Below are 20780 nucleotides of genomic sequence, written 5' to 3'. Positions count from 1 at the left end.
GTTTATCTCCACCCTTTCAATCCGGAAAAGTATAAGGAGCCGTCTGAGCGGCCCCTTCCTTCAACCGTAAACGGTTGATACCGTCTACTTAATGCTTTTCAGCTTATCCTGCAATCTGTCGACGAGTTCCTTTGCCGCTTTCTCCGGTGCGGACTGCCCGAAGGCAACCTGCTGCATATAATCGTTGGTCAGCTTGGTGATTTCCTGATTGTTGCTGATCCCATTGACAGGGTCCCCCGGCTTCTCCAGTGCGATCTTCACCGCTTTGGCTACGGTAGGGTCAATCAAATTCTTCTCCGCCAACGCCTGAGCATTGGTATTGGACGGCGGTACGCTGTAATTATCCTTCACGATCATAGCCGAATCGAGTTCGGTCAGCAGCCAGCTTGCAAATTTTGCCGCCTCCTCCGGATGCTTCGTTTGCTTGTTAATCGCCAGCGGATTACTTGGGATGACGAGGACGCCCGAGGCTTTCGCATCCGCAGGAATCGGGAACTGGGCGGCATCCAGGCTTGGAACGTACTGCTTTAAGCTCGTGATACTGGAGGCAAGCGCAAAGGCCATACCGATATTCCCTTTCTGGAACGCCACGTTCTTGGTAAAGTCAGGGTACAGACTGCTTTCCGCTACTGGCTGGATCACTCCGTCATCCAGCAGCTTCTTGTAGTATGTGAACGCTTCTGCAAGAACAGCCTGATCAAAGCCGAGTGTTTTGTCGTCGTTAATCCACTGCTTGCCTGTTTTTTGCGCTATATACGGCTGCAGGAACGTACGGAATTCCAAAGCTCCCAGCAGGTAGGCCGAAGTATCCTTCTGATGAACCTGCTTTCCTATTTCGTGAATTTTGTTCCAATCCCACTTCGTATCCTCCTGGATGCCAAACCGCTTAAAGAAGTCTTTGTTATAAGCGGTAACGAGGCCGTTAACCCCCATCGGCAGACCGACAAGCTTGTTTTTAATCACTACATATTTGGAAAGAAACTGCTGATCGAACGCCTGCAGATTGATATTGTTCTTCTGGGTGTTCAAATCGAGTACAAGATCGCCTTTGATGGCAATATCATCAATCCAATCCGCCGAAAGCGGGGTTAAATCCGGGGCCGTTCCGCCTGCAAACTGCGTCACCAGCTTCTGGTAGTATCCGTCAAAGCCGCTGTATTCGGCCTCGATCGTAACGTGCGGGTTTTTGCTCATATATAAATCGATAGCCTGAAGCAAAGCTTTATGGCGGCCCTCCGAGCCCCACCAGGAGAAACGAAGCGTCACCTGCTGCTTCTCCCCGCTTCCGCCGGATGAAGCAGGAGCTTGTGCCCCCTCTTCTCCAGGTGCGCAGCCTGCTGCTATCGCCCCGGCTAATGATACGACGCTCAGCACACTGATCCATTTTTTTAACAGCTTCAATGAAAGTTCCCCCTTTTTACGTTGACTTACCCTAATCGATTGGAGCTATATTCAGAATAAATGGAACGCCCCCTTATGGAAAGGCTTACAAACTCACTTTTGGTATCACTATTTATTCGATTTACTCTAAAGGTATCATTTTTTGTGATTTCTACTCAGTTGAAGAAGAAATACTCATGCGGTCTTGTGTAAATAAGCACTAATCATTTATTCTTGATACAAACTAGCGCATGGGGAGGCTCAGCATATGTACAAGCTCGTACTGGTTGACGATGAGGTTGAAATACGCAACGGCTTGTCCCAATATTTCCCATGGCATGAGGTCGGCTTCGACATTGTAGCGCAATTCGATAACGGCCGTAAGGCCTTGGATTATGTGCTCGCGAACCCGGTGGACGTCATTCTGTGCGATATTATGATGCCGGTTATGACCGGTTTGGAGGTAGCCGGCGAGCTGCATCGTATAGGAAATAAAACAAAAATTATTTTTTTAAGCGGATACAAGGACTTCGAATTTGCGAAGCAGGCTTTGGCTTACGATGTGAAAGGCTATATCGTCAAGCCCACCAAATACAAAGAGCTTCTCGAAACGTTCTCCGCTTTAAAGATCGAGCTGGACAAAGCGAAAGCGGAGGATCCCGCCGACGGAAAGAGGGAAGCCGCCGCAACCTTCGACGAGAAGGTGATCGCCGCGATTAAGACTTATGTCGAACAGCATTATGCGAATGCCACGTTGGAGGACGCCGCTGCTCTTGTCCATATGAACCCTTATTATGTGAGTAAATATTATAAGGATAAAACCGGTCAATATTTTTCCGATTTCGTCGTCGAGGTGAAGATGAAGAAGGCGGCCGAGCTGCTTATGGACATCAAATTGAAAACCTACGAGGTCAGTGAGCTAATCGGCTACAGCCAGGCGAAAAATTTTACGAGAACGTTTAAAAAATTTTACGGTATGAACCCGAGACAGTTCCGCAACAGCCGGTTACCGGATGAGAGCCGCAATGAAGAATAAACTATTTTTGCAAAATCTGCTATTGTTTCTTTTCCCGCTGCTGATCCCAATCACCATTCTGGGGACACTTAGCCTTATGATCACCCAGCACTATATTCAAGGCGAAATGAGCAAAGCGACTCAGAATGTATTCAATCAAATTGACCGGAATGTCGAATCGATTTTTAATGAGATGAACTCGCTAAAGATGAAATTCGGCAGTCCCGAGGTGCTTTACAGACTTGAGGAAATTTTGCGCACCCAGAAGCTCACTCTGGAGAATCTGCGACTAATGGAAGCCGTCCAGAACGACATGAACGTCCCGGTTTACTCCAAACCTTATATGCAGTCCATTTACGTATATGTCAATAACGATCATAATCAGTTTCTGGCAAGCGCAAATGGGCTGGTGAAATTCGATATGTTTCACGATGTGGCATGGTTCGAAAGCTTTAAGCAAAACCAGGAAAATACCGGAATATGGACGGAGCCTAGATATATTCAGGAATATTCGTTTCAGCAGCCTATTCCAGTGACCACCTTCTATAAAAATCTGTATTCCGTGCTGGGAACGAAACCGATCGGAGTCATCGTCCTGAATATTTATTCGGACTATATGGAGAAGCTGCTGAGGAATATCGAGGTGTACCCCGGCCAGCATATCCTAATCGTAGACGAGCTTGACCGTATTGTGCTGAAGAGCCGATCTCTCGACAACTTAAGCGGACTCGATCTAAACAAAGTGGTAACGGGCCACACGTCCTATACCCTTCGTGCCGGAGGAGAAACGTATTATATCTCGACGCCCTCCTCTTACTCGAATCAGTACGGCTGGCGATATTATTCCATTGCCGAGCAGCGCTCTCTGAGTAAAATTCCATTCTGGCTCAGCACGTTTACGATTTTTTGCGTGCTATTATCGTTTCTGCTCGGTCTCGCTCTCACTTATCTGTTGACCAAACGAAACCTTAAGCATATCCGTAACATGGTATCCATCATTCATTCCGCAGAAAGAGGGCTTCCCCTGCCGGAGCTAACCGCCACCAAAGGGGCGAATGAATATGATTTTATCACCCAGCGCTTAATTAAAAACTTCATTGAGCAAAATTACCTGCAGGTGCAGCTTTCTGAGAAAAAGTATAAGCTGCAGGCGCTGGAAATGGCGGCTTTACAGTCGCAAATGAACCCACACTTCCTTTTTAACACGCTGGAAACGATTTATTGGAAGGTGATGGGTTTAACGGGTAAGCCCAACGAAGCGAACCATATGCTCGAGCATTTATCGGATTTGCTGAAATACTCGCTGGATGCGCCTAACAAAATCGTCACGCTGGAGAAGGAAATCAATTATACGAAAAGCTATTTGGAAATCCAGAAAATCCGGTACCGCGACAAGTTCGATATCCTTTGGGAGTATGACGTTGAAGATGTAAAAAAATACAGCGTCGTGAAGCTTATGATCCAGCCGTTGGTCGAAAATAGTATTTACCACGGGATCAAGGAAAAGGAAGGCAGAAGCTGCATCAAAATCAAATGCGTCCGGTATGCCGGCAGTATCCGGGTTACCGTTATCGACAATGGCATCGGCATGAACAAGGAGCGGCTTCGTCAGGTCCGGGACAGCCTGAAGTCGGATGCGGAGATGGCCGATCATATCGGGCTGGCCAACACGAATCGGCGGATAAAGCTTACTTACGGGCTCGAGAAGGGTTTGGCCATACGCAGTAAGCCGAATTGGGGTACGGTTATCATGATTGATATTCCGTTGTGAGCCGGGGCTTTACACACACAGCAAAAAGACACTGAACTGTAAAGTCAGTGCCTTTTTGCTGTGACTGGTATTCACTTTGACCCTTCGACCGTCTCGTACCGTCTTTGGAACCTCGAGCAATAGTCCTCCAGCCCACGAAACGGTATCTGATGACACGCCAGACCATTCACGATATGCCGTTCTGATCCCGGTAAGGCGGTAAATTTAGAGAAGAGCCTTTCCTCCTCCGATTGACCCTCTGCTACCCAGAACTGAACCTTCTCGACCTCCGGACTTCCCGCTTTAATCTCGCCTAGAAGCGTCAGCAGACCTTGCATAAACAAAGTCGTACGCCGATATTCCGGACGAAGATAAGCGACCTCCACCTGGCAAATATGCCGATCCTCATAGCTGTTAGTACCGGTTCCATAGACGAATCCGGCAACTCCAACAACATCGTAATCGTCGTCCGAGAGGATCAGCATCGCCTTGCCGAAAAGGAGCGGGCTACTAACAAAGCTAAGCTTTACGGCAAATGCATACGGCAAGTTCAGATCCGTAAAGTGCCGGAGCAGAAACTTCATGTACCCCTCATAGTCCAGTTCCGTGGTGCACGGTCGACATAGGAAGAACATTACTTCGCCGGCTGCGGTTGCGGTTGTGGTTGAATTTGCGGAACTGCTCTTAAGGTGTCATTGAGAATGGCAAATCTTCCTAACTTACCGCCAGTTTTCTTATCAATGTTCGGTGGTGGCAAAAACATGTGTTATCCTCCATTTCTATAAAACCTTTATTTTTCCTAATTATACCTTGAAAAATCGAGATAAGGTAGATCTTAATTGGTGAATTTTCGCACAAAATACGGTCTCTTCTCCAAGTTTACTCTCCTGAGTATAGGTGGCACTGGCAAATTTGGAATACAGTCTGCATAAGTATGCATTTTCCGATAATGCGTTGAATCTGAGCTCCTGTACATCCGGATGTGCTTCGATGATCAACTCCACCATGTAGTAAAGCCCTTTGGCAAACAGGCGTGTCCCTCTGTAGGCCCTGTCCATTATGGCAAAGTTAACGAAGGCAATTTCCTTATCATTGAATTCTTTATCAGGCGTTCCGTGGTAGTAAGTCATCATCCCGAACACTCGATGGTCAGCATCCGTGATATAAATCAAATGACCTTGCGTAATATGAGAACATAAGAGGGAGACCATATCCAAGGTGCCGAAAGAAGGGTGGAGTTCGTGTCTGTTCTCAATAGCAAATAAACTGACGGCGGCCAAAGCCTCGTCGCTGACGCACCGTTTGACAATGGTTGTCATTGGAAAGCTCCTTTCTCGGTTCCGATTCCTCACATGCGGCTCACCAGAATTTGTTCCAGCGTTTTGCGAATATGAGGGTGTTCGCTTAATAATTTAGCAAACGCCTCTCGCCTTATGGATAAAAGGACGGAGGGGACTAGGGCTCTCACCGTAGCTGTCCGTGGAATGTCCTTCAGCAAAGCGATTTCCCCGAAGTGGTCGCCATCCTGCAGAACCGCCACCCGCGTCGGATCGCCGGCCGTGAGCTGCTTCAAAATTTCAAACTTGCCGCGTACAATGATATAACATTTGTTGCCTTCCTCACCTTCACGTACGATCGATTCGCCCTCATGGCAGGTTTCCGTTGCAAAAAGACCGGAAATATCCTGAAGCAAAGACGGCTCGATTCCTGCAAAAAAGGGCAGCTGGGCAAGTCTTTCCGCATCCACGGTTGCATACAGGCCGTCATGGGAAAGATGAAAGCCGTGTTGTTTATCCCACAGGCTTCTGTAAAGGCCGCCGGATCGCAGCAGCTCTTCATGTGTACCGGATTCTACGATACGCCCCTCTTGAAACACGTATATCCGGTCAGCGCCAACAACCGAGGCTAACCGATGCGTGACGGAGACAATCGTTTGACTGCGGCGAATCCTCTCAATCACCCGATTGATTTCTGCCTCTGCAGCAGGATCTAATGCCGATGTGACTTCGTCCAGCAGCAGCAGCTTCGGTCTTCGCAGGAGTGCACGTGCCAGCGACAGGCGCTGACGTTCCCCGCCGGATAACGTTCCACCACCCTGCTGAACCTGCGTATCATACCCGTTAGGCCAGCTTTGGATAACGCGATGCATGTCCACCTGCTTTACAGCTTCCGTGAGATCCTCTTCCGTTAGTTCCGTACGATCCAGCAGCAAATTCTCCCGGATGGTTCCGTTAAACAAGAAGGTGTCCTGCGTGACTAAGACGGCATGTCTTCTTAAGGAAGCCTCGCTTACGGATCGCAAGTTTTGCCCGCCGATGGAGACTGTGCCCAGCTTCGGATCGTAGAAACGTGATAACAGCTGCAGCGCGGTGCTTTTGCCTGAGCCGCTAGGACCGACGAATGCGACATAACTTCCCGCTTCAATCTGAAGGCTGACCTCCTGCAATTGAAGGGTATCCTCGGTATAGCCAAAGGAAACCTGTTCCATTCGAATCGGCTGCAGGGAAACAGGCAGCTGAACGGCATCCGATGCTTCAGGCACATCGGGTTTATAATCGAGAATTTCCCCGACGCGTCCGAAGCTAATGCTCGATTCAATGAGGTTCGGAATGAGAAATGATAGATTGGATACAGCCTGACCCACACTCATAAACAAGGTAAAGAAGGCCATGAACCCTCCGACCGTCAACTCATCTTGAAAAATCAAGTATCCCCCGAAGCTGAGCATGATCCCATTGAGAATCAATAAAGCGGTTAAGGGCAGCCGCTCCATTAAAGAATTTGTAACATGCAGCCGGAATCCGAAAGAGAACAGCTCTTGAATGTTCTTTTGTGCCGCTTGCTTGAGCCTGCCCTGCAAATGCAGGCTTTTGATGGTCTTGTGGCCCTTGACCATCTCATCGATCGTATTGGAGAACCGCTCCTGTGCCAGCTTATAGTTCATATTGGCGGACTCCGCTCGGCCTTGGAGCAGCCTTGGACCGATGAACATCAGTGTCGAGCAGGCCAGCATCGCCAGAGTCAGCTTCCATTCAATAGAAAAAAGCATGATTAATCCGAGCAAGATGCTTAAGGACTCCCTTATCGTAAAAGGAAAGGAGCCGCGAATCACCTTCTCCATTCCACCCATATCCGAAATGAAACGCGTGACTAGATCGCCGACCTGGAAACGATGAAAGAAATAAAACGATTGCTTCTGCACATGGTCAAACAGCTCCAGCCTCAGCTTCCGAATCACTTCCCCGCTGAGCTTGCCCAGCGCGTAGTCACCGTAGAGATTTGCCAAGATATTGAGCGAACCGCCACCGATTAATAAGCTCAGAATGATGACAAAAACGTGTACATTCTTCGGGACAAAAGCATCATCCACGAAATACTTGAGGCTTAAGGGAGCTGCGACCGCATATGCAACTTCGACGAGAATGCACAATATAAATAAACCGAACATTCGTTTGCTTACCATAAAGTAACGCAGCACAGTTTGTATAAACTGCAAGGGTATCTCCGCCTTTCATTACTCTTAGAGTAACGCAGATTGCCTAACCTGTAAACGATGGCGGAGGCCAATCTTTTTCATCGACCGTAGATGCATCAGGATTTCATTCTCGATACAGCGTGCAGCGAAGGTGGCGTGTTTGGTCCCTATGCCGGGGATGAACGATTAGATTACTTTGATCAATCCGATCGTACCGGTCGAGTTCAAAACCTCCAGGTCCTCCCCGGTATTATCGAATTTTTTGAGATGTGTACACTAAACAATGTAATTTATTTTGTTTCCTCAATGGGCAACTTTCGATTACAGTCTTTCTCAACCGTTTACATGTCACTTAACCCATTAGGCTGCCGTTTTGACAAGCATACTCATCGGCAAAATTATGTTTAAAAAAATAAACAAGTCCTTGATTTTCCAAATACTTGTTTAGAACACATATTTTGTTTTTTTAGCTTGCCTATGCATCGACTTCACCCTTCCGTTCAATACTACTTCGTTAACCTGTCTTATCGGGCGCTGCCTTCATCTCATTTAACCCCGGCTTGCAGTACAAAAACCATCAGCCACGCCATAAACTTATTCCCTTCCATCCATTCTTTCATCCCAAACATCTCCTTGTCATTTGTGAATTAATTCACATTTGTTTTTAGATTTCACGTATTCTTATTTCAACTACATGGTATCTTGAAAACGGCAAGTTGGATGTAATCAAGGTCACATTGTTAGGTTTGTCCGTACCGATGGGGTCATGAAGCGAGACGTCCTTCTTCGTCTTTTTCTGTGACCGCAGATGCATCAGAATCTCATTCTCGATACAGCGTGCTGCAAACGTCGCAAGCTTGGTCCCTTTGTCGGGACTAAACGATTCGATCGCTTTGATTAAGCCAATGGTGCCGATCGAGATCAAATCCTCCAGGTCCTCCCCGGTATTATCGAATTTTTTGACAATATATACACGATACGATGTAACTTGTGGCAACCAAAAAGAACCATGCAAACAATTTTTCTGCTATGGTCCACTTATGAATCAGATTTAAACCCTTCCACTAACTGTTCTGTAACTCAATTTCTTAATATATCATTACCTTCTTGGTACTATCATCAGATGAGACTCTGTTTGATAAGACACAATAGAATTCATGGCGAAACAGGAACGTATGTACTATTTTAGATTTACTAGAATCAAAACTATGGTATAATAGACACGCATAACCAGCTTGTGGTGGATCGGTCCCCTCCTGAGAGGAGGTGGTGCGATGGATACTTTCCAAACGATCATGTCCTTTATCGCTTTCGGAACTTTCCTTTTGGCGCTTTTGACATATATCGAAAAAAGAAAGTAACCCACCCTAGTTGAACGCCAGGTAGTGGGTTACTTCTCTGATTCCATACGATTTTGGAGGGTAGCCCCATCCAAACTGTTATGCAGGGAGACGTGTTGGCGCACGTCTCTTTTGTTATTCTTATCGTAACACGACTTCCGCATACCTTCAAGCCCTTAGCATCCATTCTACCTCTTCTGCTTATAAAACTCATGATACAGCTTCATCAGCGCCCGCTTCTCGATCCGTGACACATACGAGCGCGAAATCCCCAGCTCCTTCGCGATCTCCCGCTGCATCCGCTCCTCGCCTCCCGTCTCAAGCCCGAAGCGACCAACCACGACCTCCCGCTCCCGCTCATCCAAGATATCCAGATTCTTATAGATCTTCGACTTCTCTATCTTCAGCTGCACCTTATCCACGACATCGTCCGCTTCTGTCCCGAGGATGTCAATCAGTGAAATCTCATTTCCCTCCTTGTCCGTACCGATGGGGTCATGAAGCGAGACGTCCTTCTTCGTCTTTTTCTGTGACCGCAGATGCATCAGAATCTCATTCTCGATACAGCGTGCTGCAAACGTCGCAAGCTTGGTCCCTTTGTCGGGACTAAACGATTCGATCGCTTTGATTAAGCCAATGGTGCCGATCGAGATCAAATCCTCCAGGTCCTCCCCGGTATTGTCGAATTTCTTGACGATATGTACACGATACGATGTAATCCTCAAGTACATAGATTGTCGATGTTCGTATTTATTTGCATTGTGATATAATGAATTAATCCATCATTAATATGATAAAAGGAAGTGAACAAAATGGAAAAACTGAATACTTCAGAAGAATTAATGGACTACATTTCTAATCTTGACCGAAATAATTCCGTCGGCCAGTTCTTTATTCCCGGTAAAGGAAAATTTACTATAGTACTACAAGAAGAAGACAATCGTACTATTGAAGCAGATGTTCTGGCAAATAAGGACTTAAAGGAAATGATCGCCCAAAGCCAAAGTGAATATAAGCAAGGACTAGGGATCTCAACATCCGATTTACTAAAATCTCTTTCGAAAGAGGATTTCGAATAATGGATCCTTACCTTTTAGTTTGGCTACCTGCGGTAAGAAAAAAGCTGGTCAGATTTCGAAGTGATAGATTTACACCAGAAGAGACATATGATTTTATCATTAGCCTTATCTTAGAAACAGAGGCACTGTTAACCAACCCTATATTAAGTAAATCGTATATAGAAGAAAGTAGAACTTATGCAGGTTTATCTCGTGTAGTTGTTAAGAAATTCAGAATCTACTATCAGAAACAAGACAACAAAATCATAGTCCTTGCTATTTTGTTTCCAGGTGAATTCTAAAACTGCCACCCCCAATATTCAAAGGGACGTGGCAGTTTCACATTCTACCGTTTCTGCTTATAAAACTCATGATACAGCTTCATCAGCGCTCGCTTCTCGATCCGCGTCACATACGATCGCGAAATCCCCAGCTCCTTCGCGATCTCCCTCTGCGTCCGCTCCTCGCCGCCCGTCTCGAGCCCGAAGCGACCAACCACGACCTCCCGCTCCCGCTCATCCAAAATATCCAGATTCTTATATATCTTCGACTTTTCGATCTTCAACTGAACTTTATCCACGACATCGTCCGCTTCCGTACAAAGGATGTCGATTAGTGAAATTTCATTTCCCTCCTTGTCCGTACCGATGGGGTCATGAAGCGTGACATCCTTTTTCGTCTTTTTCAGTGACCGCAGATGCATCAGGATTTCATTCTCGATACAGCGTGTTGCAAACGTCACAAGCTTGGTCCCTTTGTCGGGACTAAACGATTCGATCGCTTTGATTAAGGCGATGGTGCCGATCGAGATCTAATCCTCCAGGTCCTCCCCGGTATTGTCGAATTTCTTGACGATGTGTACACGGTACGATGAAAAAAACTTGAAATTATGTATTTTCATATATCGAAAAGTAATTTTTGGTGATTTATGTAATATTTTATACTATAATTAGTTCTATATCCTTAGTTGAGGTGGAAACTAGTGCTAAATTCAAATGGCTACAAAATGATTTTCTTTTTGGAGAACGTACTGAGAGAGTATCTAACGGAATTTTCCGAACCCAGTGATATTAGCACTACAGTACTAGCTGAGGCTGAAAAAAATGCAGTTAATAATGGTATCGAACTTCCTATTCCCTATGGAACTTTACTGAAGTATTTACACTTGGGTCAACTACTTGACAGTATTAAGAGTATTAATAGAAAGAAAAGAAACAACATCTTAAATGTTAAATATGGCTTATTAATTCAACTCAGAAACAACATCATGCATTCAAGGATCATTGGATACGATGAATTAGAAAAAATTGAAGAGCAGTGCATGACAATTATAGAAGCTCTAAGTGAAGATCGGTATCTTGCAAAATGGCATCAATTTTTAACTGTTGACATCGAAAATTACGAAGTTCCATTGGTATATCTCGAGTATCCTGGCGGGAAAAATTTCGATAAACTTATAGGAAGAGATAAAGAGTTACGTAATTTAAAAGAAGAACTTACAATTCCTGCACCTATTTCTGTTATAGGTATCGGTGGACTTGGCAAGACTGCTCTAGTACTGCAACTGATAGAAGATTTAATGTACTCTCCTGACAGACCTTTCGATAGGATTTATTTAATGAGTTTTAAAAACACAATGTTCGAACACGGTGAAACTAAAAGATTTGAAAAAAATATTAGTAACCATAAGGACCTGATTTATAAACTTGCTTATTACATGGCTATAGATATTAAAGATAAAACTTTTGAAGATGTTGAATCGTTAGTATGGGATAACATTTTTGATAAGTCAACACTTCTGATACTTGATAACCTTGAGACAGAAATAGTACAGAGTAATCTTGCAGAATTCTCCGACATTGCCCGAAAGTTTATGAAGAAACATTTATCACCTTCAAGACTAATTATTACGAGTAGATATGGATTGGGTGAAAGAGATAATCCATATCCTTTGAATCATTTCGATGTAGAAGGCACCAAACAACTCTTATATTTTTTTATGAAGGATCAACGGACAAAATTAAACAATATAAGCGCAGAAGACTGGGAATGGATTCAAAAGACGTCTTTTGGAAATCCAGGATTAATTATTTCCTTAAGTAATACTCTACGTACCTCAATTAAAACAATAAAAGATATTCGCATAGACTATGAAACTGATTACACCTCGGAAGTAACTGAAATTGTAGAACAAACACAGGAATTCATGCGTTTCTGTTTTGAAAACACCATTGAAAGTATGCCTAAGGAAACTCAAATATACTTAGCAATACTTTGTTTTATTTGTGCCGATACCAATACCTATCAAATAAATGAAGAATTACTAAATTTCATTAAAGAGGAATTAAGATTAAATAAACTTTATGGTGATCGGTATCTAAGATCACAATTACTTGTCAACATAGGGTTTTGTCAGAAAATAAAAGACTCTTCCTATTATACGGTTAATGAATTAATTGTTGAATATATCAATGGTAATTTTTCAGAAGATGTATTTAATGTATTTAGTCTAAAACAAGCTGAGATTTTTAAAGAAGTCCTGTCACTTACAGAATTATTTAATGATATTCAATTTGACAAGGATATGAACTTACCAGAGCTTCTCTCCTCTATTTATTCTAGTAAATTTAGAGTTTCAAAAGATATTAAGTATATGATAAAAGCGTTTCAAAGTAATCCTTCAATTGATACTTTAATTTACTTATATGAAAAGTCAGAACCGATTGGAATATATAATAACTTTTTGTTAATAGATAAACTAACAGCTCGCGAACTTAATGATACTAGACTTGCGCAGAAACAACAAACTTTAATTAGATTAATAGTCAATTCTCTTAAGGAAATTAAAAAACAACTAATGAAAGAAAGAAATAATACACAAAAAACTACAAGTATAAGATCCTCCGAGTTGTACAAAACATTCCAACAGCTAGAGAAAAAATTTGCTTGTATGAAAACTAAGATTCTCGATATACAAACCAGAATTTACATTTGTAATTTTCTAATTGGCGCAAGAGAATTGCAACATGCAGAAAATTATTTAATTGAAGATAGAGCTATGCAGAAAACCAAATGTGAAATATATGTCAATCAAATTGGTGAGTTGGCAGGGAAAAATCCTGAAGAGTGTGGGAATTACTTAGAAAAATTAAAACACATTGATTGGTCTAAAATTAGAGATGATTTTTTATATAAAAAATATTTAATATTTTCGGCAAGATATTACAGGCATACACCTGAAACATGTTTAACAAATGTTAATAAATTTATTCAACTTTGCAGGATAACACCGACCGAAAGAGATATGTCAATGTATAGTTTCTATCTAGAATCGTTACTATTAAAAGCACAAAGTTTATACACTACAAAGGGAGCTGTAACTGAAGTTAGTGAGCTAATCAGAAATTTTAAAAAACAAATTGGAACAATTGCTTATAAAAAATTGACATTTAAGAAAAAAGAAGAATTTGAAAAAACGTTAGAAAGACTTGAAGGATTAATTTATAAAGTTGGATAATAACAGTACATATTGTATCAATGTTCCGAAGAGTCTGTCAGTAGTATTGAATACTCTCCCAAACACGATTTTATGAAACTGCGGTGTTACGGCTGAATGATGCCTCTGTGGTATGATGACTAGCGATGCAGCGACTCCCAGAAATCGGTCATCGCCAGTCATCACACACAATTAAGATATAAGGACCTGCCGATTTAGCATGCCCCCATTTAAATTACCGTTTCTGCTTATAAAACTCATGATACAGCTTCATCAGCGCCCGCTTTTCGATCCGAGAGACGTAGCTTCTGCTGATCCCCAGCTCCTTCGCGATCTCCCGCTGCGTCCGCTCCTCGCCGCCCGTCTCGAGCCCGAAGCGACCAACCACGACCTCCCGCTCCCGCTCATCCAAGATATCCAGATTCTTATAGATCTTCGACTTCTCTATCTTCAGCTGCACCTTATCCACGACATCGTCCGCTTCTGTCCCGAGGATGTCAATCAGTGAAATCTCATTTCCCTCCTTGTCCGTACCGATGGGGTCATGAAGCGAGACATCCTTCTTCGTCTTTTTCAGTGACCGCAGATGCATCAGAATCTCATTCTCGATACAGCGTGCTGCAAACGTCGCAAGCTTGGTCCCTTTGTCGGGACTAAACGATTCGATCGCTTTGATTAAGCCGATGGTGCCGATCGAGATCAAATCCTCCAGGTCCTCCCCGGTATTGTCGAATTTCTTGACGATATGTACACGATACGATGTAACCATAAGAATATTTTTAGCATAATACGAGGCTTCCAATATAATCGACGTTATCGTCCAGCAGCAGAATACGGTAGCACTAGAGGCTGACACGCCGCTAGGCAACTTGCCAGCTCTCCCGCTGGCAAAGATAAAGCATCAGAGGAAGCGACGAGCATGGTTTTGACAGTCTGAAGGTCATTCACTTATTCAATGGGAGTGGTATCGTGCAGAGCTTAACTAGCAGTTACAAATGCAACTAGCAGGAGTAGATGCAAGACGAAATCCTGAGATTTTTCTCTATCTTTATCAAAAGTGATCACAAGATCACCATCGAATGTCTTCCGTCAGATGCCCATACCGACGGCTGCCAAGTCACTGCAGCCAAGGAAATGTACGTAAAGCTTCAAATACATAACAAGAGCATCCCCCTTCTAGAACTACTATAATAAGCTTTAGCCACCTGTCCGAACAAAGCACGCAATCATACTACCGATGTAAAATTTGGGCCCCCCATTTTGAAAAAATGACTTGTCGACAGCAAAACATCCCGTCTTGCTCGGCAAGGAAGGGATGTTTTACTTCTCAAAGACATACAATTTTCCGTTCTCCGCATACGAAAACTTTGGCCCCCTGAATCCCCTGCTTTGAAGCTCTTTACGCATCTCCCTCATCATGGAGGCATGGCTTACGATCAAAATGTTCTCGTAGCCCTGTCCCATCGCTTCATCTAAGAATACGCGAAAGCCTTCTCGTAACTGCTCAATCTCCTTGCGGTTTGTCGGGCTCGTCAGCTGCATACATTTTACGGCAACGGCCCACCACAGGAATGGCATACGTAAGCGACCGCTAAGGGCAGGCAGCGGCAACTCCCTCAGACTACTCGATTCAACCACCGGCCCATGGTAAATACTCTTCGCAGTTCGAACCGCACGTGGCATATCGCTGGTGTAGCATACTTCCCAATGCAGCCCTCCGAGCTCCGCTTCTTGCATCTCCACCTCCGCTCGATCATACCGGTCAAACCACTCATTGACCTCCGCTGCCGATACCAATCTTTGCTCCGGGTAAGCCAGCTTCACTTTAAAATGTCGAACAATACCTATTCTCATTTTCATAGACCCTTTCTATACCGGATAAAGAAGCAGCCGCGTAAAATGTTTTGCTCTCTCTTATTTCTTTCTTTGGACAATCACTGCTCTACGGGACTTACGGCAGTACGATCTACTAGGTCCAAAAGTATCCGCCGATGGACAAGGGTTGTCATTTCCTCAATAATGGATTAGTTTTTTTTGGGTCGATATCATTTGACCTCCTACAATCGGTTTTGCTGTAAGACTTTTCCTTATCCATATGGATCATTCCACCTTTCGGGGACACGAAAAATCCGACAAGCCTCGCTGATGCCTATCATCTAAGCCTTTTTCACAGTAGAGCTCACAGATTGGTTACAAGAACGCTCTAGTTCGTGTCAGGGAATAGAATAGGAGGATAGGGTGCACAACAGTTAATTTAACATCTGAAAGCCTTATCGCTGCGCTGCAACCATTTAATCTGGGTTTTGTTGTGGATTCGACTTAAGTTTAGAATGGTCCCTAAGCAAATGAAAAGCCAACGATTGGACCCAATTTCTTGGCAATATTCTAATCATGATAAGCATGAGAGTGTTAAGTCTCCCGACAACCTTAACTGACTTCTTTTTTTTGAGTGCATTATAACCTTGCTTCGCTACAACGGATGGGGACAATGCAATTCTGTTTAACAAAGTCTCCATATGCCCAAGATTTGCCTCTGTGATAAAATTTGTCTTAGTAAAACCAGGACAAAGTGTGGTCACAGCAATATCCCCTTTTCTTATCAGTTCACTGTTTAATGCTTCTGAGAAAGATAATACATACGCTTTCGTTGCAGCATACAAACTCATAAATGGGGTTGGCATAACTGAGGATATAGATCCGATATTTAATATTCTACCAAATTTATCATCAACCATATCTTTAGCAAATAAATGCGTGAGGTTCGTCAAAGTGTCTATATTTATCTTTAGCATTTGAGACTTCTGCTGAATGGTGCACTCAAGAGAATCACCATAAACACCTACTCCAGCACAATTTACCAGAACATGAATCCGTATCTTTCTCCTAGACATCTCTTCATAAATGTCATAAGCAGCACCCGGCTCTGTGAGATCTTTCTGTATAATAGTTATACTAATATTCTGCTTTAAAAGCTCCGATCGGATCTCCTTCAATTTGCTGATGTTTCTTGCTATAAGTATTAGGTTGTTGTTGTTTTCCGCGAAAGTTTTAGCTAATTCATGACCAATTCCACCACTGGCACCTGTTATGAGTACATTGAGGTTCTTCACTTCAAAATTGCTCCTTCTTTAGATATTAGTGTCGTGTTTTGTCTGTAATTTAAACTTCATTATAAGCAATGATCCAATAATGATCATGACAGCGAATAAATAGATCAAGGAGGTAGGCAAGGTATTCCATGCAATAAAGAACCAAGCAAACAATAATGAAACAGGACTTGTTGCCCTAAGTAATAAATATATTAGTGAACCCAATCCTGAACGGTGAAGTGGGGTCGCTTCAATTAAGAGCAACATCGGATTCATGATCGTTCCAAAAATTAATGGGACTATAACATATACAGGAAATTTAATTTCTAAAGCTATTTCCAACAAGTATGCAAAGCCTGCTGCGAAAGCTTGTGTAAAAAAATCGAGATGAGCTGATTTTAGTTTCCGGGGATTCGTGAACAATTTAGTCCATTTGGGGGAGTCTTGATAATGGACAGCTGCAAGTGGAAGAGACAAGACCAGCCCAAGCATAAACGAAAATAATCCCCACTCCAATAGTTCAATAGTCATAATTAATTTAATCTCCTTTACGATCTATAAACATCCTAAATTGATTTTATCAGGAATGAAATTATAACTTCGCGCAATTATGAAACAACCTTACGCAAAATATTGCGTTGTACACGCAAGACATGGTAAGGGACACATAAGAAAATTTTTACTAAATTCCCCTGTTCAGTAGTAAGTCTTCTTTTTTTTGCATCCGACAAGTGCTCGGAGAGTAGTTTCTAAACAGTTTGCTTTTCTCAAACAAAAACGGAAAGATTGTAAAGTGGGTAATGATGTGCAGTACCCGAAACTTAAAATCTTTGATGGAAGGCTAGTTGTGTTTGGGACCTTGCCCACTGAACGGCTGGCTGCTGCCTTCAGGTTTCTATGGGGTATCGGGTTGGGTGTGATGGAATTTACCGCGGCAAAATTGTGCTTCCTAAACAAGTCCTTGATTTTCAAGGACTTATTCAGAACAACCAATTTTTTTAACCATGTCGTTACACTCCGTAAGTGCAACGAAGGCCGCCCTAAGACCGAGTTTAACTAAACAAAGTCGGGCGCGGGGAAGCAGTCTATCCGGTAAAGTAAGCTGGCAGAGCTGTCGCCTGTTGTATACGTTCTGCTTCTCCTCCTGCCTAACATCTTACGGCTCAAACAGATCAAGTTAGCCCTTTGGCTCTAATGCAAAGGATGAAACCCATTAACAAAAACAAGAAACCGAATAAAGCCGTAATATAAGGATAGAAGAGAGGATAGAAAATGGTTGGCCAGAAGTATAGGACATCCGATCGGAAGCCAACCGCAATCGGAGTAGCAAAATTGGCGAGCCTCGCCCGATATAACGGAGAGCCGCGATCCTTATACGAAAAAATTTCCTCCTCGACAGTTCCATCTATCGAAACGAATAAAAGTCGCCATCGCAGCTTTTCCATTTGCGGGGGACTTTCCAAGCTGTCAATTCTTTGGATCACAGCCATCCGGCTGGTTCCCTCTTTCTTATCAACAAGTTCAATCAAGGCAAGATATCCGTGGTATCTATTGGAGTCACGATAATTTGGGCGAATTACAACATCAGCCGAATGAGAATAATCAACGCCGTTTACTGTGATTCGCACATTGTCATTTTTCCATTCTTCATCTCTACCTACGATCGAGTCCGAAAAAGCAATTCGATTACCATGAAAATCTGTTTTATTTGCATATGCAGACATTCCGGGCTCCTTTGTCGGGAGCAATTCATACCGAGTTTCGAAAGAGTGGGCGAGAAAATATTCTCGAAAGTGCAGAAATAGGGACGGAGCCGATAAGAGAAGGAGAAAGAATCCACAGCAAAGTAAAAAAACGCCGATTCTTCTCATAGGTAGCACCTAATAAAGGTAAAACACAGCTTGTTCATGTAAATCTTCCTCCAAAAAGATTGAGATAGCATAGTACTAATGAACCCTGGATCCAACCAACACTGTTATGTATCTTTAATGGGATATGATCGGAATCCAAAATATGCATAGAGCTAGAAAGCCGCTTACAATATGTGCCAACTTACCATATCAAATAAGATTTGCATGCTTCTATTGCTTAATAGAAAGTGGTTATAAGAGAATTGTAAGACCAAGAAAACAAAAAGATTGTAAAGTGGGAAAATGATGTACAGTACCCCGAAATTTACAATCTTTGATGGAAGGATAGTCGTGCTTTAAGCCTTTTTCTTTTTAAAATAAGACAAAGCAATACCTGGAGCAACCTCTTTATCATAGATTTGTTTATAACCATTACTTAAATAAAGATTTTTCGCTGGTATGTTTTTCTTTCCGGTAGAAACCAGAAATATATTTGCATCTTTCTCCAAAGCTTCAATGAAATCTAATAGCTTTCTAGCAATCCCTCTTCGAAAAAAGCTAGGAAGTACCACCAGTCTATGAATATCAATTATCTCAATATCAACTGTATAAGAAATGACTCCTATCAATTCTCCATTGGAAAAGTATCCGTAAAAATTTTCATCGCTTTTAGATAACGAGTCAATTGATTCACTCAGTTGGGGAATGCCGTGAAATTCGATAATCTCAGCTTCAACTGTATAAGCAGGAATTTGAACCGCTAGGACTTGTTCAGCCACCTCTTTTTTAGTTATTTCAAGCTCGCGGATCATTCTTCGAGCCCCCGTTCTTTTCTAGGAAAAATCCTCCTCCACTAACTCCTCATTAATACCGATAGCCGCAATGCTCCCAGTGGCTGCAGCAACGATTAGCTGTGATGGCACCCCGGAAGCAACCTCTCCGGCAGCAAACAAGCCGGGAATTATGGTTTTGCCCGTCACATCGGTTCGGATTCCGCCCCATTCCGTCGTTTCATAGCCGAGTTCGTCAGGAAACGAAACATAAGGCCGCCACAGGGGCAGCACAAACCCTCCAGTCCGCTCAATTTGCGTTCCATCAGTAAATTCCACGTGACCCAATTGTCCATTGCTTCCATGAAAAGACGCCACCATTTGCTCTGTCACGACTATGTTGCGTGATAAAGTGCATGATTCTGCTCCCATGTCAATACTTTCCGGCCGTTGGTACAAACCACAAGATCACGGCTCCATTGATAAATTAGCTTAGCCATGTGGTAAGCTCGTGGATGATCTATCACAACGATGAGTGGCTGATCCCGCAGTTCCCACCCATCGCAGTAGGGACAGTGAAACACGCTTTTGCCGTACAGTTCCTTAAGTCCAAGAATAGGCGGAAGCTCCTCCTTTAGACCGGCGGTGATCAGTAATTTTCGAGATCGGACCGTTTCACCGTTTTCCGCGGTGACCAGAAATCCAGAGTCAAGCTTTCGAACATCAGTTACCTTGACGGAATGGCGCTCCACTGAAGGATAGTGAAGCACTTCTTCATAGGCAATTCGCCGAAATTCAGCTGGTGTCACTCCGTCACGGGTCAGAAAACCGTGCGAAGCATGAGTCACTCGATTTCGGGGCAGATTGTCGTCGAACAATACCACACTTCTTCTCGCCCTGCCCAATACTAACGCTGCATTGAGTCCAGCAGGTCCCCCGCCGATAACGGTACAATCGTAAGTCTTCACTGATAATCCCCCCTTTAAAACTGCTGCTGTTTATTTTATTCCCATTCATTCTTTAGAAGAGAGAAACACCGCTGGTCAGCATATTCCCCATGAATCGTTGAATACCCACGTAATACTCCTTCCTCTTTAAACCCAAGTTTGATTAATAAGTTCAATGAGGGTGTAGCATCCAAGTTTGTAAATGCTTCAATACGGTGTAGTCCCATCATATTAAAACCAAAAGAAATAGCCTCTTTTAAAACCTCAGTCATGTAGCCCTGTCGCCAATATTCCCTTCCTAAATCATACGCAATTTCCCCTCGAGCGCCTCGTTGAGTTTCCCACCCGTTAAAACCACAAGTACCAATCAGGGTTTGATCAGCTTTGTTACATATTCCCCATCTGAATGCCTTATTCTCCTTAAACAACTCATTCATAAAAAGAATTAATCCTACTGCCTCTGTAATACTGGTGAATGGATCAATTCCCATATCCTTTGTAACAGCTGCATCGGAGAATAGTTTAAGAACAGCTGGAGCATCTTCGGTTGTTAGCTGACGCAAGATAAACCGTTCAGTTTCTACTGTTGGAAACGTTTCGAAATTCATGT

18 protein-coding genes and 4 pseudogenes are annotated in these 20780 nt (G+C 43.3%); 6 read left to right on the top strand and 16 right to left on the bottom strand.

All coding sequences use genetic code 11. The annotated features are described in order from the left end of the window. Nucleotides 1-84: 84 nt before the first annotated feature. Complete coding sequence (locus QMO62_RS01355; RefSeq protein ID WP_284638140.1) at nt 85-1401, bottom strand: ABC transporter substrate-binding protein; 1317 nt, start codon at nt 1399-1401, stop codon at nt 85-87. A gap of 247 nt (nt 1402-1648) precedes the next feature. Here QMO62_RS01355 and QMO62_RS01350 point away from each other — a divergent pair, with 247 nt between their 5' ends. Beyond that, complete coding sequence (locus tag QMO62_RS01350; protein WP_284638138.1) at nt 1649-2416, top strand: response regulator transcription factor; 768 nt, start codon at nt 1649-1651, stop codon at nt 2414-2416. After that, nucleotides 2406-4166 carry a cache domain-containing sensor histidine kinase gene (locus QMO62_RS01345; protein ID WP_284638136.1) on the top strand — a complete coding sequence of 587 codons (1761 nt, stop codon included), beginning with the start codon at nt 2406-2408 and terminating at the stop codon, nt 4164-4166. Before QMO62_RS01350 ends, QMO62_RS01345 begins: the two co-directional genes overlap by 11 nt. A 71-nt stretch (nt 4167-4237) precedes the next feature. Here QMO62_RS01345 and QMO62_RS01340 read toward each other — a convergent pair whose 3' ends face one another. The 5 genes and pseudogenes from QMO62_RS01340 to QMO62_RS01320 all read right to left on the bottom strand — a co-directional run. Then, nucleotides 4238-4729, bottom strand: a complete 492-nt coding sequence (locus QMO62_RS01340; protein ID WP_284638134.1) for a hypothetical protein — start codon at nt 4727-4729, stop codon at nt 4238-4240. 219 nt (nt 4730-4948) lie between these two features. Further along, complete coding sequence (locus QMO62_RS01335; RefSeq protein ID WP_284638132.1) at nt 4949-5464, bottom strand: hypothetical protein; 516 nt, start codon at nt 5462-5464, stop codon at nt 4949-4951. A gap of 29 nt (nt 5465-5493) precedes the next feature. Further along, nucleotides 5494-7623: an ABC transporter transmembrane domain-containing protein gene (locus QMO62_RS01330; RefSeq protein ID WP_284638131.1), complete on the bottom strand. Its 2130-nt coding sequence runs from the start codon at nt 7621-7623 to the stop codon at nt 5494-5496. A 90-nt stretch (nt 7624-7713) separates the two neighbouring features. Continuing rightward, nucleotides 7714-7887, bottom strand: a pseudogene (locus QMO62_RS01325) (sigma factor); the annotation flags it as partial. 457 nt (nt 7888-8344) lie between these two features. Further along, nucleotides 8345-8590, bottom strand: a pseudogene (locus QMO62_RS01320) (sigma-70 family RNA polymerase sigma factor); the annotation flags it as partial. 304 nt (nt 8591-8894) lie between these two features. On the opposite strand from QMO62_RS01320, the gene QMO62_RS01315 reads away from it, so the two are divergent. Further along, the gene (locus QMO62_RS01315) at nt 8895-8981 is read left to right on the top strand and encodes a putative holin-like toxin (protein WP_284644823.1); all 87 of its coding nucleotides are present in this window, start codon (nt 8895-8897) and stop codon (nt 8979-8981) included. A gap of 167 nt (nt 8982-9148) precedes the next feature. Here QMO62_RS01315 and sigK (QMO62_RS01310) read toward each other — a convergent pair whose 3' ends face one another. Beyond that, entirely contained in the window at nt 9149-9691 is a 543-nt protein-coding gene (gene sigK / locus QMO62_RS01310) for an RNA polymerase sporulation sigma factor SigK (protein ID WP_284638129.1), read from the bottom strand. An 81-nt stretch (nt 9692-9772) separates the two neighbouring features. Between sigK (QMO62_RS01310) and QMO62_RS01305 the strand changes: the two genes are divergently transcribed. Then, a complete protein-coding gene (locus QMO62_RS01305) occupies nt 9773-10039 on the top strand; it encodes a hypothetical protein (protein WP_284638127.1) in 267 nt (88 codons plus the stop codon). Further along, nucleotides 10039-10320 (top strand): type II toxin-antitoxin system RelE/ParE family toxin, encoded by a 282-nt coding sequence (locus tag QMO62_RS01300; RefSeq protein WP_284638125.1) that lies wholly within the window; start codon nt 10039-10041, stop codon nt 10318-10320. The genes QMO62_RS01305 and QMO62_RS01300 overlap by 1 nt, the downstream gene beginning before the upstream one ends. A gap of 44 nt (nt 10321-10364) precedes the next feature. On the opposite strand, the pseudogene sigK (QMO62_RS01295) reads toward QMO62_RS01300, so the two are convergent. Next, nucleotides 10365-10877 (bottom strand): annotated as a pseudogene (sigK, locus tag QMO62_RS01295) (RNA polymerase sporulation sigma factor SigK); the annotation flags it as partial. A 123-nt stretch (nt 10878-11000) separates the two neighbouring features. Between sigK (QMO62_RS01295) and QMO62_RS01290 the strand changes: the two are divergent. Then, nucleotides 11001-13535, top strand: a complete 2535-nt coding sequence (locus QMO62_RS01290) for a hypothetical protein (RefSeq protein WP_284638123.1) — start codon at nt 11001-11003, stop codon at nt 13533-13535. Nucleotides 13536-13749: 214 nt separating this feature from the next. On the opposite strand, the gene sigK (QMO62_RS01285) is transcribed toward QMO62_RS01290, so the two are convergent. The 8 genes and pseudogenes from sigK (QMO62_RS01285) to QMO62_RS01250 form a co-directional block, all read right to left on the bottom strand. Then, entirely contained in the window at nt 13750-14382 is a 633-nt protein-coding gene (gene sigK / locus QMO62_RS01285; protein ID WP_372516637.1) for an RNA polymerase sporulation sigma factor SigK, read from the bottom strand. Nucleotides 14383-14834: 452 nt separating this feature from the next. Beyond that, the gene (locus QMO62_RS01280; RefSeq protein ID WP_284638121.1) at nt 14835-15374 is read right to left on the bottom strand and encodes a histidine phosphatase family protein; all 540 of its coding nucleotides are present in this window, start codon (nt 15372-15374) and stop codon (nt 14835-14837) included. A gap of 431 nt (nt 15375-15805) precedes the next feature. Continuing rightward, a complete protein-coding gene (locus QMO62_RS01275; protein WP_284638120.1) occupies nt 15806-16624 on the bottom strand; it encodes an SDR family NAD(P)-dependent oxidoreductase in 819 nt (272 codons plus the stop codon). A gap of 18 nt (nt 16625-16642) precedes the next feature. Further along, nucleotides 16643-17134, bottom strand: a complete 492-nt coding sequence (locus tag QMO62_RS01270) for a hypothetical protein (protein WP_284638118.1) — start codon at nt 17132-17134, stop codon at nt 16643-16645. A gap of 641 nt (nt 17135-17775) precedes the next feature. Then, on the bottom strand, nt 17776-18327 hold the full coding sequence (locus QMO62_RS01265; protein WP_284638115.1) for a hypothetical protein: 552 nt from the start codon (nt 18325-18327) through the stop codon (nt 17776-17778). Between the two features lie 482 nt (nt 18328-18809). Then, a complete protein-coding gene (locus QMO62_RS01260; RefSeq protein WP_284638114.1) occupies nt 18810-19265 on the bottom strand; it encodes a GNAT family N-acetyltransferase in 456 nt (151 codons plus the stop codon). A gap of 21 nt (nt 19266-19286) precedes the next feature. Beyond that, nucleotides 19287-20191 (bottom strand): annotated as a pseudogene (locus QMO62_RS01255) (NAD(P)/FAD-dependent oxidoreductase). A 35-nt stretch (nt 20192-20226) separates the two neighbouring features. Continuing rightward, nucleotides 20227-20778: a GNAT family N-acetyltransferase gene (locus tag QMO62_RS01250; protein WP_284638112.1), complete on the bottom strand. Its 552-nt coding sequence runs from the start codon at nt 20776-20778 to the stop codon at nt 20227-20229. Between the last annotated feature and the right edge of the window lie 2 nt (nt 20779-20780).

Origin of the sequence: Paenibacillus silviterrae, from assembly GCF_030167925.1 — a bacterium.
Classification (GTDB): Bacteria; Bacillota; Bacilli; order Paenibacillales; family NBRC-103111; genus Paenibacillus_G; species Paenibacillus_G silviterrae.
This window is presented reverse-complemented; position numbering and strand designations above follow the sequence as displayed.